This window comes from Microbacterium sp. (assembly GCF_036566905.1).
Classification (GTDB): Bacteria; Actinomycetota; Actinomycetes; order Actinomycetales; family Microbacteriaceae; genus Microbacterium.
In genome coordinates this window covers 1-16,178 of record NZ_DATCVK010000222.1, presented here as the reverse complement: position 1 = coordinate 16,178, position 16,178 = coordinate 1, and the positions used below count along the sequence as shown (strand labels likewise).

16 protein-coding genes are annotated in these 16,178 nt (G+C 70.3%); 4 read left to right on the top strand and 12 right to left on the bottom strand.

Annotation, left to right across the window (positions count from 1 at the left end; translation table 11 throughout):
* Positions 1–29: 29 nt before the first annotated feature.
* The 4 genes from VIP82_RS19890 to VIP82_RS19875 all read right to left on the bottom strand — a co-directional run bounded on the left by VIP82_RS19890 (position 30) and on the right by VIP82_RS19875 (position 5,497).
* Positions 30–980 carry a manganese catalase family protein gene (locus VIP82_RS19890; protein WP_331911814.1) on the bottom strand — a complete coding sequence of 317 codons (951 nt, stop codon included), beginning with the start codon at positions 978–980 and terminating at the stop codon, positions 30–32.
* A gap of 120 nt (positions 981–1,100) precedes the next feature.
* Positions 1,101–1,772: a VOC family protein gene (locus tag VIP82_RS19885; protein WP_331911812.1), complete on the bottom strand. Its 672-nt coding sequence runs from the start codon at positions 1,770–1,772 to the stop codon at positions 1,101–1,103.
* Between the two features lie 167 nt (positions 1,773–1,939).
* The gene (locus VIP82_RS19880) at positions 1,940–3,409 is read right to left on the bottom strand and encodes an NAD-dependent succinate-semialdehyde dehydrogenase (protein ID WP_331911852.1); all 1,470 of its coding nucleotides are present in this window, start codon (positions 3,407–3,409) and stop codon (positions 1,940–1,942) included.
* Between the two features lie 159 nt (positions 3,410–3,568).
* Complete coding sequence (locus VIP82_RS19875; RefSeq protein WP_331911810.1) at positions 3,569–5,497, bottom strand: FAD-dependent monooxygenase; 1,929 nt, start codon at positions 5,495–5,497, stop codon at positions 3,569–3,571.
* A gap of 161 nt (positions 5,498–5,658) precedes the next feature.
* On the opposite strand from VIP82_RS19875, the gene VIP82_RS19870 reads away from it, so the two are divergent.
* A complete protein-coding gene (locus tag VIP82_RS19870; protein ID WP_331911808.1) occupies positions 5,659–6,369 on the top strand; it encodes an IclR family transcriptional regulator in 711 nt (236 codons plus the stop codon).
* Positions 6,370–6,465: 96 nt separating this feature from the next.
* On the opposite strand, the gene VIP82_RS19865 is transcribed toward VIP82_RS19870, so the two are convergent.
* Positions 6,466–6,774 carry a hypothetical protein gene (locus VIP82_RS19865; RefSeq protein WP_331911806.1) on the bottom strand — a complete coding sequence of 103 codons (309 nt, stop codon included), beginning with the start codon at positions 6,772–6,774 and terminating at the stop codon, positions 6,466–6,468.
* Between the two features lie 158 nt (positions 6,775–6,932).
* Between VIP82_RS19865 and VIP82_RS19860 the strand changes: the two genes are divergently transcribed.
* The gene (locus VIP82_RS19860; protein WP_331911850.1) at positions 6,933–8,585 is read left to right on the top strand and encodes a thiamine pyrophosphate-binding protein; all 1,653 of its coding nucleotides are present in this window, start codon (positions 6,933–6,935) and stop codon (positions 8,583–8,585) included.
* A gap of 77 nt (positions 8,586–8,662) precedes the next feature.
* Here VIP82_RS19860 and VIP82_RS19855 read toward each other — a convergent pair whose 3' ends face one another.
* Positions 8,663–9,844 (bottom strand): FAD-dependent monooxygenase, encoded by a 1,182-nt coding sequence (locus tag VIP82_RS19855; protein WP_331911804.1) that lies wholly within the window; start codon positions 9,842–9,844, stop codon positions 8,663–8,665.
* A gap of 88 nt (positions 9,845–9,932) precedes the next feature.
* On the opposite strand from VIP82_RS19855, the gene VIP82_RS19850 reads away from it, so the two are divergent.
* Entirely contained in the window at positions 9,933–10,655 is a 723-nt protein-coding gene (locus tag VIP82_RS19850; RefSeq protein WP_331911802.1) for a TetR/AcrR family transcriptional regulator, read from the top strand.
* Between the two features lie 88 nt (positions 10,656–10,743).
* On the opposite strand, the gene VIP82_RS19845 is transcribed toward VIP82_RS19850, so the two are convergent.
* Genes VIP82_RS19845 through paaA form a run of 6 tightly spaced genes read right to left on the bottom strand, consistent with a single transcriptional unit; the run spans position 10,744 to position 15,421 of the window.
* A complete protein-coding gene (locus VIP82_RS19845) occupies positions 10,744–11,505 on the bottom strand; it encodes an enoyl-CoA hydratase/isomerase family protein (RefSeq protein WP_331911800.1) in 762 nt (253 codons plus the stop codon).
* An 11-nt stretch (positions 11,506–11,516) separates the two neighbouring features.
* Positions 11,517–12,734 (bottom strand): 1,2-phenylacetyl-CoA epoxidase subunit PaaE, encoded by a 1,218-nt coding sequence (gene paaE, locus VIP82_RS19840; protein WP_331911798.1) that lies wholly within the window; start codon positions 12,732–12,734, stop codon positions 11,517–11,519.
* Complete coding sequence (gene paaD / locus VIP82_RS19835; RefSeq protein WP_331911796.1) at positions 12,734–13,276, bottom strand: 1,2-phenylacetyl-CoA epoxidase subunit PaaD; 543 nt, start codon at positions 13,274–13,276, stop codon at positions 12,734–12,736. Before paaD ends, paaE begins: the two co-directional genes overlap by 1 nt.
* Positions 13,270–14,067 carry a 1,2-phenylacetyl-CoA epoxidase subunit PaaC gene (paaC, locus tag VIP82_RS19830; protein ID WP_414684710.1) on the bottom strand — a complete coding sequence of 266 codons (798 nt, stop codon included), beginning with the start codon at positions 14,065–14,067 and terminating at the stop codon, positions 13,270–13,272. The genes paaD and paaC overlap by 7 nt, the downstream gene beginning before the upstream one ends.
* A 50-nt stretch (positions 14,068–14,117) precedes the next feature.
* On the bottom strand, positions 14,118–14,423 hold the full coding sequence (gene paaB / locus VIP82_RS19825; RefSeq protein WP_331911792.1) for a 1,2-phenylacetyl-CoA epoxidase subunit PaaB: 306 nt from the start codon (positions 14,421–14,423) through the stop codon (positions 14,118–14,120).
* Positions 14,420–15,421, bottom strand: coding sequence for a 1,2-phenylacetyl-CoA epoxidase subunit PaaA (gene paaA, locus VIP82_RS19820; RefSeq protein ID WP_331911790.1), 1,002 nt, complete (start codon positions 15,419–15,421; stop codon positions 14,420–14,422). Before paaA ends, paaB begins: the two co-directional genes overlap by 4 nt.
* A 186-nt stretch (positions 15,422–15,607) precedes the next feature.
* On the opposite strand from paaA, the gene VIP82_RS19815 reads away from it, so the two are divergent.
* The gene (locus tag VIP82_RS19815) at positions 15,608–16,072 is read left to right on the top strand and encodes a hypothetical protein (protein WP_331911788.1); all 465 of its coding nucleotides are present in this window, start codon (positions 15,608–15,610) and stop codon (positions 16,070–16,072) included.
* Positions 16,073–16,178 lie beyond the last annotated feature (106 nt).

Here is a 16,178-nt window from a genome sequence, read left to right as displayed (position 1 = left end):
CGGCAGCCAGGCGGGCGCCGGCGTCCGCTTCAGCCGAGTCGGCCGAAGGTGGCATCGATGTCGGCCATCTCCATCGCCGCCGTTGCTTCGATGAGCGCGATGAGGTCCTTGTCGGCGCCGGGAGAGAACTCCTCGGGCCGCTCGGGCGCGATCTCGATGGGCACGCCCTCCGGCGCCTGCTCGCTGGCGTCGAGGCTCGTGCCATCTCCGGACGACGACATGCCCTGGAAGATCCTTCCCGCTTCGGACTGGTCGCCGAGGTCGAACGAGAACTGCTTGCTCTGCAAGCCCAGGTCCAGCAGCCGCTTGACCTCGGGGAACCGTTCGGCGTCGGTCTTGGGGATCGGAAGGGTGTTCTTCCAATTGACGCCCAGCGTTTCGAGGGCTTTGGCGTAGGCGTTCTCGTGCGCCTGGTCACGCACGATCAGGTACGAGATCGTGGATCGTGCGGTCTTGTTGTCGGTCATCTCGTACAGCCGGCACTTCTGCAGGCGACCGGTGGACTCGAGCATGAGGTTGTAGAGCAGGTCGAGGACGAGGTTGCCGGAGTTGTAGACGTAGCTGCCGCTCCACGGGTTTCCGACCGCGTCCACCGGCAGCGCGCCTTGAGCGCCCACCAGATAGTGGTGGATGTTGCCGCGGTCCAGCGCGATGCTCAGTGGAGTCGCGCCCCCCGCGCCGGGCAGGTCGAGCGGGTCCTCCTTCTTACCCTGATACGCCGGAGAGCCGTCGAGCAGCCGCGCGATCGTCGTGCCGATCAGCTCGACGTGACTGATCTCCTCGGTGCCGATGCCCTGGATCAGATCCTTGTAGGGCTTCGCGTTGGCGCCGCGGAAGTTGATGCTCTGGAACAGGTACTGCATCATCGTGCGCATCTCGCCGAACTGACCACCCAGGCCCTCCTGCAACGCGTTCGCCGCGGCGGGATCCGGCTCGTCCTGCTCGATGGGGTTGATCAGGTTCTGGAGGTGAAAGTACATGGGGTTCCTTCCGATGCGGACGTGGCCCCTACGCTGTGGTCTCGAAGGGGCGCCCGCACCGGGATGGACACGGCGCACGACGACGCGTACTATCGCGCGCTCCACGCCGACGAGCACGTATCAATCGAAAGTGTCGGTCCAGGACGCGATGTCGACGCCGTGGTTGTCGGGCGACGCGAGCGACCACCACGCGGGGGCGTGCGAGTCGTCGACGAGTCTGCCGCCGGCGGCGAGCGCGGCATCCACTCGCGTGCGAGCCTCATCGGCCGGCACGAATACGTCGAAATGCGTCCGGCCTCTCGCCGGCGAGTCGCCGCTGATGGGGTTGAACGCGAGCTGCGGCCCGCAGCGCAGCGGGTCGACGGCATCCGTGTCCCCGAACGCCTCGTAGCCCAGCGCGGCGGTGAAGAACGGTCGGACATCGGCCTGGGAATGCTGGGCGACGTAGATGCCGATCGACTGGGAGAGCGACGGATCCGGCGTCAGCTGCAGCTCGGCGGCGGCCCGGGATACGGCGGCGGCGAACTCCGCGGCGGCTGTGGGGATCCCCTCGGGGCTGCGGTTGGGGATGCGCACCACGACTCCCTCGGGACGTACGTCGACGTCGGGCAGGACGCCGAATCGCTCGGCGGCGGTGATGACCGGGGCGAGGATGCCCGCCGCGTGGGACAGCGAGCTCGACGTGAAAACGGCCTGGGGGCCGATGCCGGTGACGCGCCAGTCGGAAACTCCCGTGGCCCGGTGGAACTCGGCCGGGGTGATCCACCCCGATCCGCTCGTCGACTCGTCCATGAGGGCTCCTTCGCTCGGTTGCGCCCACAGTAGTGGGACGCCCGGACACAAGTGAGGGCCGAGCGGCGTCCGGTCTTCACACTCATTCGACCAAGCGAGACAGAGAGATGAGCGGATGCCCCCTCCCGGGGCATCCGCTCATCTCATGTCTTCGATTCAGGCGGGGTTCAGAACGGGTTTGGCGTGAGGGTGTACTTCGTCTGCAGGTACTCGTGGATGCCCTCGGCGCCGCCCTCGCGACCGAGGCCCGACATCTTCCAGCCGCCGAACGGGGCGGCGGCGTTGGACACGACGCCCATGTTCAGGCCCATCATGCCGGTCTCCAGGCGCTCGATCATGCGCTGGCCGCGGGCGAGGCTCTCCGTGAAGACGTACGAGACGAGGCCGTACTCGGTGTCGTTGGCGAGGCGCACGGCGTCGTCCTCGGTGTCGAAGGGGATGATGGCGAGCACGGGTCCGAAGATCTCCTCGCGGAGGATGTCGGATCCCGGCTGCACGTCGGTCACGACGGTCGGCTCGTAGAACGTGCCCGGCCCCTCGATCTCGCTGCCACCGGTGGCGACCTTCGCACCGCGCGAGACGGCATCCTGCACCAGCTGCGACGCCTTGGCGACCGCGCGGTCGTCGATGAGCGGGCCGATGGTGACGCCGTCCTCGGTGCCACGGCCGACGGTGAAGCCGTTCACCCGCTCGGTGACGCGGCGGGCGAACTCGTCGGCGACCGAGCGGTGCACGATGAACCGGTTCGCGGCCGTGCACGCCTGGCCGATGTTGCGGAACTTCGCGAGCATCGCGCCGTCCACCGCCTTGTCGAGGTCGGCGTCGTCGAAGACCACGAACGGCGCGTTGCCGCCGAGCTCCATCGACGTACGCAGCACACCCTGGGCGGCCTGCTCGAGCAGGCGCTGACCGACCTGCGTCGACCCGGTGAACGACAGCTTGCGCAGTCGCGGATCGCGGATGATCGGCTCCGACACGGCGCCCGAGGTCGACGTGGTGAACACGTTGACGACGCCCTTCGGCAGGCCCGCGTCCTCGAGCAGCTTCGCGAAGAACAGTGTGGTCAGCGGCGTGAGCTCTGCGGGCTTGATCACCACGGTGCAGCCTGCGGCGAGCGCCGGCGCGATCTTGCGGGTCGCCATCGCGAGCGGGAAGTTCCACGGCGTGATCAGGAAGCACGGACCCACCGGATGCTGCGACACGATCATGCGACCGGTGCCCTCGGGGTTGGCGCCGTAGCGGCCCTGCACGCGAGCCGTCTCCTCACTGAACCAGCGCAGGAACTCACCGCCGTACGCGACCTCGCCGCGCGCTTCCGCCAACGGCTTGCCCATCTCGATCGTCATCAGCAGCGCGAAGGCCTCCTTGCGCTCCTGCAGCAGGTCGAACGCGCGACGCAGGATCTCGGCACGCTCGCGCGCCGGCGTCGCCGCCCACGCCGGGAACGCCTCGACGGCCGCATCGAGCGCGGCCTTGCCGTCCTCGGGCGACGCGTTCGCGATCTCCTTGACGACCTCGCCGTTGGCGGGGTCGTAGACCTTCAGCGTCTTGTCGCCCGATGCCGCGCGCCACTGCCCGCCGATGAACAGCCCGTCGGGCACGGACGCCAGCAGCTCGGACTCACGGGTTTCGGTGATCGTCGTGGTCACGGGGACTCCCTTGTCGTTTCACGGATGCCGCGTGCTCACGGCATCCGTTCTGTCGATGTCTACCGGGCCAATTCTGCCCGCCGCCGCCGAAGCGGCCGATATACGCGATGTACAGCTCTGTGTGTTGTTTCGCCGTCGCGGACGCACTCAGCCGACGACGGTCGCCGGCTCGTGCTGGGGCAGGAACACCTGGGCGAAGAAGTCCGCGAGTTCGTCGTGCGCGGTCAGCGGCAGCACCGCGGCGACGTACTGATCGGGGCGGACCACGACGACGACGCCGTCGCGCGACAGCCCGCGCTCGTCGAAGATGTCGGTCGTCGTCCAGGCGCTGGGCGCTGCGGCATAGACCTTCTCCCAGTCGATGAGTCCGAGCGGCCCTGTCCGAGGGAGGAACAGCTCGGGCACCCGGGTGATGTCGACGTCGTCGAAGCGCTGCTGGTAGACGACCTTGACGTCGAAGACGGCGTCGACGTCCGCCCCGGCCGGCGTGAAGCGCTGCACGGGCGATTGGGCCGATGCCATGAACTCCGCCCAGTCGGCGAGGACGGATGCCTCCCCCGCCGCCGGCGCGTCCGCAAAGGCGTACACGCGCCAGCGCCCGTCGGCTCTGGCGTGGTGTCCGAGGTGCACGGCGTTGCCGTCGCACACCCGGACGACCTCCACCGACTTGAAGCGCTTGCCCAGCGGGAAGCCCTCGGCGAGCTGCTGGTGCGCGGCATCCGTCACGATCATCGACGGGCCGTACTGCGTCATGAACCCGGACGGGAACTCGGCCGTGCCGAGGTAGAACGTGGCGAGCTCCTGCGGGTCGGAGATCTCCTCGGGCTTGCGCGCCATGAGCGCCGACCACTCGCGATCGAAGTCGATGAGCTGCTGCGCGACGGGCTGGCGCTCGGCCGAGTAGGTCGAGAGCAGCGACGCAGGGCTGAGGCCGGTGAGGACGTGCCCGAGCTTCCAGCCGAGGTTGAAGCCGTCCTGCATCGAGACGTTCATGCCCTGCCCGGCCTTGGCGCTGTGCGTGTGGCAGGCGTCGCCGGTGAGGAACACACGCGGGTCGTGGCCCTGGTCGACGTCGACGTCGTCGAACTTGTCGGTGACGCGGTGGCCCACTTCGTACACGCTGTGCCACGCGACCTGCTTCACGTCGATCGAGTACGGGTGGAGGATCTCGTTGGCGCGCCGGATGATCTCCTCGATCGGCGTGCGGCGGACGCGGTGGTCGTCGTCGGCAGCGACCTCGCCGAGGTCGATGTACATGCGGCTGAGGTAGCCGCCTTCTCGGGGGATGTGGAGGATGTTGCCGGCCTCGGAGTTGATCGCGCACTTGGTGCGCCAGTCCGGGAAGTCGGTGTTGACGAGGACGTCCATGACACCCCACGCGTGCGCCGAGAACGCTCCGACGTGCGCGCGGCCGATCGCCTCGCGGACACCGCTGCGCGCGCCGTCGCACCCGGCGACGTACTTGGCGCGGATGACGCGCTCCTCGCCGGCACGCTCCCCCGCCGTGTACCGCACCCGCACCTCCACGGGGTGCTCGCCGGCGCTCTCGCCGGCGCTGTCGTGCACGGTGAGGCCGACGAACTCGACCCCGTAGTCGGGGACGATGCGGCCGGGGCCGAGGGCTGCAGCCTCGGCGAAGTAGTCGAGCACGCGCGCCTGGTTCACGATGAGATGCGGGAACTCGCTGATCTTGAAGGCGTAATCCTCGGTGCGCGCGGTGCGGATGATTTTGCGCGGGTTCTCGGGGTCGGGTCCCCAGAAGTTCATGTAGGCGATGTTGTACGCCTCGGCGACGATGCGCTCCGCGAACCCGAACGCCTGGAACGTCTCGACGCTGCGCGGCTGGATGCCGTCGGCCTGGCCCAGCACGAGGCGTCCCTCGCGGCGCTCGATGATGCGAGTCGTGACGCCCGGGAACTGCGACATCTGGGCTGCCAGCAGCATGCCGGCCGGGCCGGACCCGACGATCAGCACGTCCACCTCGTCGGGCAGTTCGGCGGGGCGATCGACGCCGGTGCCGGCGGCATCCTGCACCCGCGGGTCGGCCGAGACGTAGCCGTGGTGGTGGAACTGCATCGGTGTCCTCCTCGGACGACGGTGTCGAGGGCTTGTGGCCTGGGAGCTTGTATCGAAGATCCGTGTGTTCTATATTCGAACACGCCGTTCTACTATTGAACAGATCGTATACGACCCGCGTCGACGCGGCAAGACCGCCGTGCGACGAGACAGCGAGCCTCGTGTCCCCTGCCCCCTCCACCCCTCCCGCCTCGCAGACACTGAGCCGCGGCATCCGGATCCTCGAAGTGCTCGCCGAGGCGCGCGGCCCGCTGTCGATCGACGAGATCGCCCAGCGCCTCGACGTGCACCGCTCGGTCGCCTACCGGCTGCTGCGCACACTCGAGGACCACGGGCTGGTCGAGCGCGACCCCGCCGGCCGCGTCGAACTCGGTGCGCGGATGGCCGCCCTCGCCGCGGGCGTCGCCCACGATCTGCAGGCCGAGGCCCTCCCCGAGCTCACCGCGGTCGCCGGCGACCTGGGCGTGACGTGCTTCCTCGCGGTGCTCGACCACGACGAGTGCGTGACGCTCTCGAGCGTCGAGCCGCGGCACGCGGTGAACCCCGTCGCGCAGCGGCCGGGTACGCGGCATCCGATCACGCGCGGCGCGCCGGGCAAGGCGATCCTGTCGCTGCTGCCCGAGCCCTCGTGGCCGGGCGACGTGTCGGACGCGCTGGCGGCGGAGGTGAGGGATGCCGCGGCCCGCGGCTTCGCGATCAGCCATGACGAGGTCATCCCGAGCCTCCGCGCCGTCGCCGTGCCGCTCGCCGTGCGCGGACGCGGCCCGGCGGCGATCGCCGTCGTGTTCGTGGCCAGCGCGCACACCGACGACGAGATCGCGGCGCGCCTGACGGAGTCGGCGACAGCGATCCGCGACGCGCTCGGCGGCTGATCCCGGGGTTGCGGTCGCGGTCCGGGTTTCGCAGGTTCGGGATGCCGGGAACCTGCGTTTCCAGGACCGCAGGGTTCGCGAAGCCGCGGGGTTCGGCTACGGGGTCGTGGGGAGCTCCTCGACCAGGCGGATGTTGTACCCGGCCACGCGCTGCGGCACACCTGCGAAGGCCTCCGCGCGCGCCTCGGACGCGAGGTACTCCTGCTCGAGGGCGGCGAACGCCTCGGCGTCGCCCTCGGCGCTGACCGCCCACACGAACTCGTTCGTCTCGGGCAGGCCGTAGGCGAACTCGATGGCGAAGCCGGCCGCGGGCCGCACCTTCGGCATCCATTCGTTCCACCAGGAGACGAAGGCGTCGTACTCCCCGTCGACGAGCGTGTACCGGCGCAGCTGGATCGTCTTCATGACTCCCATCTTGGCGGAAGACCTATACTCGACACGTCCGGCGGCATCGACGCCCGCCGGTGCTCGAAAAATGGGCACGCAGCGCGCACGCGCGAGACACATACGGCCTCGTCATCCGTTCCGTCTCGAAAGGCATCGCCATGCCCGCCACCCCCGCCATGAGCACCGTCTCGGCCCACGTCGCCCTCACCCTCGCCCGCCACATCGACCACGTCTTCGGCGTGATGGGCAACGGGAACGCGTACTTCCTGGACGCGCTCGAGCGCTCCACCGAGGTGCACTTCACCGCCGTGCGCCACGAGGCCGGCGGCGTCGTGGCGGCCGACGCGTATCACCGCGCCTCGGGCCGGCTCGCGGCGGCGACCGCGACCTACGGCGCCGGCTTCACCAACACACTCACCGCCCTCGCCGAGGCGGTGCAGGCGCATGTGCCGCTCGTGCTCGTCGTCGGCGACGAGCCCACGTCGGGTCCGCGCCCGTGGGACGTCGACCAGATCGCCCTCGCGTCGGCGGTGGGCGCGCGGACGTACACGGTCGGGCGAGCGGATGCCGCGGCCACGACGGTGATCGCGATCGAGCACGCGCTCACCTACCGGGTGCCGACCGTGCTGGCGATCCCTTATGACGTGGCGGCACGCGACGCCGGTCCGGTGCCCGAGGCTCCCGAGCCGCGCCTGCCGGGACCGCTCGTGCCGACCGGGCCGTTCGCCGAGGGCGCAGTCGAGCGGATCGTCGAGGCGCTGGCCTCGGCCGAGCGCCCGTTCCTGCTGGCCGGCCACGGCGCGTGGATCTCGGGAGCCGGCGAGGCGCTGGGCGAGGTCGCCGATGCGGTCGGCGCCATCACCGCCTCGACCGCCCTCGGCCGCGGCATCTTCCCGCGCTGCGAGTTCGACCTCGGTGTGACCGGAGGCTTCGGCGCCGAGGCCGCCATGGAGCTGGTGCGCGAGGCCGACGTGGCGGTCGTGTTCGGCGCATCGCTCAACCAGTTCACGATGCGGTTCGGCGACCTCTTCGCGCCCGGGACGCGCGTGTTCCAGGTGGATGTGGCGCCGGCCGCGACCCACCCGCACGTCGGCGGATATGTGCGCGGGGATGCCGCGACGGTGGCACGCGCGGTCGCGGATGGACTGCGCACGCGCGGCGCCGGCCCGAGCGGCTGGCGCGAAGCCGTGGACATCATGCCGCTGCGCGCATACGACCCCGGCGAGGGCGTGGCGCCGGACGGACGGCTCGACCCGCAGTCGGTGGCGACCCGGATCGGCGAGCTGCTGCCGGAGGACCGTGTGGTGGTGTCGGACGGCGGGCACTTCATCGGCTGGGCGAACATGTACTGGCCGGTCGCCTCCCCCGACCGGATGATCATGGTCGGGACGGCGTTCCAGTCGATCGGGCTGGGCTGGCCGTCGGTGCCGGGCGCCGCACTCGCCAAGCCCTCGGCCACCGTCGTGCTCACGACCGGCGACGGCGGTGGGCTCATGGCGCTCGCAGACCTCGAGACCGCGGTGCGGGTCGCGGGCGGACGGGGGCTCGCGGTCGTGTGGAACGACGCCGCGTACGGCGCAGAGGTCAACCTCTACGGGCTCAAGGGTCTCGCGCAGGAGCCGATGCTGATCCCCGAGGTCGACTTCGCGGCACTCGCGGCCGGCGTCGGCGCGGAGGGCGTCGTCGTGCGGACGCTGGGCGACCTCGACCGGCTCGCCTCCTGGACCGCCGAGCCCGCGGCATCCCGCCCGTTCCTCGTGCTGGACTGCCGGATCTCGGGCACCGTCGTGGCGCCCTACCAGCGCGAGATCATCCGCGTGAACTCCTGAGCGATGCTCCTGCGCGAGGAGAGCGGATGCCTCCTGCCGGAGCGCCGCTCGGTGCGCCGGCGACCGGCCACCGCCGCTCAGCGGAGGTCGTAGGCCGGCAGGCCGGCATCCGTGGCGAACGCGTCGGTGATCCACAGCATCGTTCGGTACATCAGGGCGTTGCGGAACGACCAGTCGCGCATGCGTATGCGCCAGGTCGACGTCGGAGCCAGGAAGGGACCCGCGTCACCCGTCCGCGCGACCCTCGTCGGCTTGCGCATCCGCCTGTCGTACGCAGCGAATGCCGTCTCGTGATCGCCACGTGCCGCCACCAACTCGCCCGCGAGGACGTAGGCGCCCACGATGGCGAGGCCCGTCCCGAACCCGCCGAGCGTGTTCGCGTAGCCGGCGTCGCCGACGAGCGCCGTGCGCCCGCGCGTGAACGTCGACATCCGCGTGCGGGTCAGCGCGTCGAGGTAGAAGTCCGATGCCGTGGCCACCGCCTCGAGCGCCTCAGGAACGCGCCAGCCGACGCCGGCGTAGGCGTCCGTCAGGAACCGCCGCTGCGAAGACGTGTCGCGCCGGTCGTAGTCCGGCCGCTCGGCGCGGAAGACGAAGAGGTTCGGCGCCTTCTGCCCACCGAGGAGAGCCAGTCGCCCGGGCGTGCTGTAGCCGTACGCCACTGCGCGACCGTCGGGAAGCCGTGTCTCGAGGCCACCGAGCGGCACCTCCCCGCTCGCGACGGCGTAGTAGCAGCCCAGCGGCTCGACGAGGTCCTCCTCCGACCCGAAGGCCAGGCGTCGCACCGCGGAGTGCACGCCGTCCGCGCCGATCACCAGATCGAAGCGCCGAGCGGCGCGCCCGGCGAATGCGACATCCACTCCGGTCGCGGTCTCGGTCATCGCGACGATCTCGTCGCCGAAGATGTACTCCGCGTCCCCGATCGAGTCGCGGTGCAGGATGCCGGTGAGGTCTCCTCGCAGGATCTCGAGATCGCCGCCGATGAACTCGCCGGGAACGACGGCGCTGACGCGGTCGTGGGCGTCCACCATCCGCCAGTCCGTCCTCGCGGTCTGCGCGGCCTGCACGTCGGTGAGCACTCCCATGCGCGTCAGCACGTCGCGGTGGGTGCGGCCCTTGAAGTCGACCGCCTGACCGCCGGGGCGCAGGCGGGGCGCCTTCTCGACGACCGTGACGTCGAATCCGTTGCGGCCCAGCCAGCGGGCAAGGGCGGGTCCGGCGATGCTCGCTCCGGAGATGAGCACTGTCGTGTTGGTCATGTCACTTTCCTGACTTCCAATTAATTGCGTCCTGTCGACACAGTATCTATTCGCGTACGCTGGACGCAATACTTCGAAGGAGGTCGGCATGGCATCCGCTGAGGACGGCGTCGCGGCATCCGTCCATCTGCTGTGGCACGAGCCGGCCGTGGGCAGGCGCGGCCCCCGCCCGAAGTTCACGGTCGAGGCGATCGTGGCGGCGGCGACGGCGATCGCCGACGCGGACGGACTCGATGCCGTCACGATGCAGCGCGTCGCGGAACGGCTCGGGACCGCGAAGATGGCGCTGTACCGGTACGTTCCAGGACGCGCCGAGCTCGACGCGGTGCTCCTCGACCGGGCCCTCGGCGGGCCGCCGGCATCACCGGACACCGATTGGCGCACCGCGCTGACCGCGTGGACGCTGGCCTTGCACGAGCGTGCCCTCGCGCACCCCTGGTCGGTCACGCTCGCGCAGCGTCCTCACGTTCCCGGCCCGGGAGAGCTGGCGTGGTACGAGCGAGGACTGGAGGCCATGAGCGAGCTGCCGCTCGGCGGCGGCGAGCAACTCGACCTGCTGGCGCTCTTGGCCGGCCATGCGCAGTCGATGGTCCGGCAGCAGGCTGACGGACCCCATCCCGAGCAGGATCTCGCCGCGCAGCTGGGACCGGTGCTCGCGGCGCGATCCGCCGAATATCCGCGCACGGCGGCCGCCTTCGCCGACGCGGCGCGCGAAAGCGACCGCGACGCCGCACTGCGCTTCGGCATCGACCGCCTGCTGGCGGGGGTTGCGGCGCTCATCGCCGAGCGGACGGATTCCGACCTCGCGTGACCCTCCCCGGCGGTCGGGTGTCACGACACGCAGCATCCCACCCCGCGAATCCGCACAGCGAGACCCGCGAAACACCCGACTCCGCGAGTCACTCGCCCTTGAAGTCGGGCTTGCGCTTCTGCTGGAAGGCCTGGAACCCTTCGCGGTAGTCGGCGGTGGTGCGCAGCGCCTCCTGTCCGCGCGCCTCCTGGGCGACGGCATCCCACAGCTTCTCGTCACGCAGGCGCGCGATGAGGCGCTTGGATGCGAGGAACGCGGCGGTGGGGCCGGATGCCGCCACCACCGCACGCTGCAGCGCGAAGTCGAACACCTCTTCCACGGGCATGGCGCGGCTGAACAGCCCCGCAGCGACCGCCTCGGCCCCGCTCAGCAGGTCGCCGGTGTAGATGAGATCCAGCGCCCGATGGGCACCGAGGCGCTCGTAGAGAAGGGCGTGGCCGCCCGAGTCGAGCATCGCACCGAGACTCGCGAACGGCGACCCGATCTTGGCGTCGTCCGCGACGTAGACGACGTCGGTCGCGATGGCCAGCCCCAGGCCGACACCCAGGCACGCGCCGTGCACGGCCGCGAAAGTCGGCGCCGGGAACGCGGCGATCCTCCGCATAAGGGTCTCCACCCCCGCGAGGTACTGCGGCACGTCGTCGGTCGCGGGGTCCACGCCGGCGATGTCGCGCCCGGCACAGAACGCGCGGCCCTCAGCCCGCAACAGGAGCGCCCGCACGCCGGACTCCTCGGCGCTGCGGTAGGCGGCATCCAGCTCCCCCAGCGCCCGCAGCGAGAGGGCGTTGAGCTTCTCGGGAGCGTTCAGCACGACCTCGGCCACATCGCCGGTGATGGACAGCTCGATCATCTCGTCCTCTCTCAGACGTCGTAGTCGACCACGACGGTGTCTGTCGTCGGGTGTGACTGACAGGTGAGCACGTACCCGCGCTCGAGCTCATCGGGCTCGAGCGCGTAATTCTCGGTCATCGTCACCGAGCCCTGCAGCAGACGCGCACGGCAGGTGCCGCAGACGCCGCCCGCGCAGGCGAACGGCACGTCCGGACGCACGCGCAGCGCCGCATTGAGGATGGACTCGTGCGCGGCGACCGGACTGTCGACCGCCTGCGACTGGCCGTCGAGCGTGAACTCGATGCGACGCACCGGTTCGTCCTCGGCGACCACCACCGGCCGGCCGGCGGCAGGCTCGGCCCGTTCCCCCTCGCCGGTCGTGAACAGCTCGTAGCGCACGTGCGCGGGGTCGACCCCGATGTCTGCGAGCGTGTCGCGGCAGAGCTGGACGAGCTCGAACGGCCCGCACAGGAACCACTCGTCGACGGTGTCGGGCAGCACGAGCTCGTCGAGGATGCGCCGCAGGCGCGGTTCGTCGATGCGGCCGGACAGCAGTGGGGCGGTGCGCTGCTCGCGCGACAGCACATGGTGCAGGGCGAGCCGCGTCGGGTAGCGGTCCTTGAGGTCGGAGAGCTCGTCCAGGAACATGACGTCGAGGCTCGAGCGGTTCGTGTAGACGAGGGTGAACTGCGATGTGTCGGACCGCGCGAGCACCGTGGCGGCGAGCGCCATCATCGGCGTGATGCCCGACCCGGCCGCGATGCCGGCGACGTGCGCGCCGTCGAGGTCGGCGAGCTTCGAGGTGAACGTGCCCTGCGGGCTCATCACGTCGATCTCGTCGCCCGCGTGCAGCTCGGTCTGCGCCCACGTCGAGAACCGTCCGCCGAGGTCGCGCTTGATCGCGACGCTGATCGTGCGCGGACCGTCGCCCCCGCCGCCCGCATCCTCTGCTCGGCACAGCGAGTACGAGCGGCGCAGCTCCTGGCCGTCGAGCATCGTCCGCAGCGCCACGTGCTGCCCCGCCAGGTAGTCGAACTCGCCGCGCACCTCTTCGGGGATCGCGAACGTCACCTCGACCGAGGCGTCGGTGAGCGGTCTGACTGCCGCCACCCGCAGCGTGTGGAAGCGTGCGCGGTGCCGGCTGCCGCGCGGTCCGCCCACGGCGGTCGTGAGCAGCGTCTCGGCGATGCGCTGGTTCTCCCCCGCCGTGACCCCGTCGTTCGGCTTCCGTGCACCGTCGTGCTCCATCAGTGCACCTTGAAGTGGTCGAAGGGCTCGAGACAGGCGCGGCACTCGTACAGCGCCTTGCACGACGTGGAGCCGAATCGGGCGACCTCACGCGTGTCGAGGGAGCCGCAGCGCGGACACCGCACCGACAGCGCCAGGCGGATCGGGCCCGTGGCGCCGGCGCGCCCGGTCGGCGGGGCGATGCCGTAGTCGACGAGCTTGCGCTTGCCGGCATCCGTCATCCAATCCGTCGTCCAGGCGGGCGCGAGCACGAGCCGCACGTCGACGTCGTCGAATCCGGCCGCCGTCAGGGCGAGCACGACGTCGTCGCGGATCGCGTCCATCGCCGGGCACCCCGAGTACGTCGGCGTGATCGTCACCGTCGCGTGTGCGCCGTCGACCGCGACGTCACGGAGCACACCGAGATCCTCGATGGTGAGCACCGGCAGCTCGGGATCGGGAACGGATGCCGCAGCCCGCCACGCCCGCCGCGTCGCCGCATCCGGGGCCACGGACCGCCGAGCCGCCCCCACCGGTTGCTGAGCCTGTTGAAGCATCACCATGTCGCCCCCGGATGCTGCCGCGCGAGTACCTGCATCTCGGCGAGGAGGTACCCCAGCGTCGGGAAATGCGAGCCGTGGCGACCGCCGGCCGACGACATCGGTGCGGACGGGAGCTCGAGCTCCGCCTCCGCGAACACCGCGGCGATGACCGCGTCGAACGCCGGCTGCAGCGTCGACGGCCGCGCGGCGACGTCGTCCAGCCGGTCGGTGAGCGGCTCGTCGCGGAAGAGCTCGCCGACGTAGGGCCAGACGTCGCCCACCGCGCGGATCATGCGGCGGCGCGACTCGTCGGTGCCGCCGGCGAGCCGCAGCGTCCACTGCACGGCGTGGTCGCGGTGGTACTCGACCTCCTTGACCGCCTTGGCCGCGATCGCGGCGAGCGTCTCGTCGGACGAGCTCTGCAGCGCGGTGTACAGCTCGAACAGGTAGACGGATGCCGCCAGCTGGCGTGCGATCGTCTGTGCGAAGTCTCCGTTGGGCTGCTGGAACAGCCAGGCGCAGCGGAACTCCGGCTCTTCGCGCCAGTAGGCGAGGTCGTCCTCGGTGCGGTCGTCGTAGCTGCCCGCGTAGCGCAGGAACGAGCGCGCGTGTCCGAGCAGGTCGAGCGCGATGTTGGCGAGCGCGACGTCCTCTTCGAGCTCGGGTGCCCGCGCGATCCACGCGCCGAGCTGCTGCGAGAGGATCAGCGCGTCGTCGCCCAGCCAGAGCGCGTACTCCGCGACGTCGGCCGTCGCAGCGCGGCCCTCACCGCCGGCGAGCTCGGCCGACAGCTCCACGCGTTCGACGGTCACCACCCCGTGGGGGTCGGACGCCCCCGCGGGCCCCTGAGTCGGTCGAGAGGTCACAGGTGCGGCACCCCCTCGGACGCCGTGTAGTACCTGGCGTGGCGGTAGTTCTTTCCGGCGGGGCTCTCGAAGAACGCACCCTTGGAGTCGGGGTCGCTCGTCGTGATCGCATCGGCGGGCACGACCCAGATCGACGTGCCCTCGCTCCGGCGCGTGTAGACGTCGCGTGCGTTGCGCAGCGCGAAGTCGGCATCGGGTGCGTGCAGCGAGCCCGCGTGCACGTGGCTGAGGCCGCGTCCGGCGCGGACGAACACCTCCCACAGGGGCCATGTCTCGCGCGGGGACGCGCCCGAGGTCGTCATGATGCGGCCTCCATTCCGGCGTCCGCGCCGCGACGCTCGTCGCTCAGCGAACGGATGCCCGCCTGCTTGCGGGCGTACTCGGCGGCCGCCTCGCGCACCCACGCGCCGTCGTCGTGCGCGGTGCGGCGGTGACGGATGCGCTCGACGTTCATCGGGCCGCGACCGGCGAGCACCTCGTGGAACTCCGTCCAGTCGATCTCGCTCGTGTGCCAGCGCTGCGCCCAGACGTCCCATCGCAGCTCGGGGTCGGGAAGCGTCACGCCCAGCACCTCCGCCTGGGGCACCAGCATCCCGATGAACCGCTGGCGCAGGTCGTCGTTCGAGAAGCGCTTGATCTTCCAGGCCATCGACTGTGCCGAGTTGGGGGATGCGTCGTCGGGCGGCCCGAACATCATGAGGCTCGGCCAGTACCAGCGGTCGACGGCATCCTGAGCCATGCGCTGCTGCGCGGGCGTGCCCTGCATGAGCGTCAGCAGGATCTCGAACCCCTGCCGCTGGTGGAACGACTCCTCCTTGCAGATGCGCACCATCGCGCGTCCGTACGGGCCGTACGAGGCGCGGCAGAGCGGCACCTGGTTGCAGATCGCGGCACCGTCGACGAGCCAGCCGATCGCCCCCATGTCGGCCCACGTCGGCGTCGGGTAGTTGAAGATCGACGAGTAGCGCGCCCGGCCCGCGATGAGCTGCTCGGTCATCTCGTCGCGCGTGATGCCGAGCGTCTGGGCGGCGCTGTAGAGGTAGAGCCCGTGACCGGCTTCGTCCTGCACCTTGGCCATCAGGATCGCCTTGCGCTTGAGGCTCGGAGCACGGGTGATCCAGTTGCCCTCGGGCTGCATGCCGATGATCTCGGAGTGCGCGTGCTGCGAGATCTGCCGGATCAGCGTCTTGCGGTAGGCCTCCGGCATCCAGTCCCGCGGCTCGATGCGGGAATCGGCCTCGATGATCGCGTCGAACGCCGCCTCTTCGGCAGCGTCGTCGATCAGCACATCGGTCGTCATCATCGACTCCTCATTTACAGAACGTTCGTTCAGTAAGTCTAGACCACGACGGATGCCTCGTCCACGGCGCCCTGCCGCCAGGCCGTCGGCTCGCGGCCGCCCGCACCCGCAGGAACGCAGACGTATCTCCCACCCCTGACTCCCCTCCTCAGAGGTATCGATCCGTCGAACACAAGGGAGACTCCGATGGACGCGACACCGCACGGCAATCGTTTCGACGTCGGCAGTCAGTCGGCCGGGAACATCAACAACGTCCAGCGCGACCAGTACATCCAGTACGTGCAGGCCCAGCGGGAGTCGTTCCTGCGCGAGGTCGCCGCCACGCGCACGAAGGCGCGCTGGCTGGTCTGGCTGGGGCTGATCGCGATGCTCGTGGGCATGGGGATCTTCTTCTGGGCGTTCGCCGGCACCTTCGGGTCGATCACCGATGCCTTCCAGAGCGTGGGCGACCCTGCGATCTTCCAGCAGGCCTTCGACAGCTTCGGTCAGGAGATCGCCGGGGTCAACGCGTTCATGCTCGGCCTGATCCTCGCCACCGTCGGCCAGATCATGCTGATCATCGGCATCGTGCTGCACATCGTCGCGACCGCGCGCCGCAAGCGCGCCGATCGCGAGCTGGCTGCCCCGCCGGCCTGGATGTTCAACAGCTGAGGAGCGGTCGACATGGGCTTCCACATCGGGCAGCAGAACGCCGCGAACATCAACAACGTCGAAGGCGACCAGACCATCCACGGCGGGCAGCACGGCACGTTCCTCG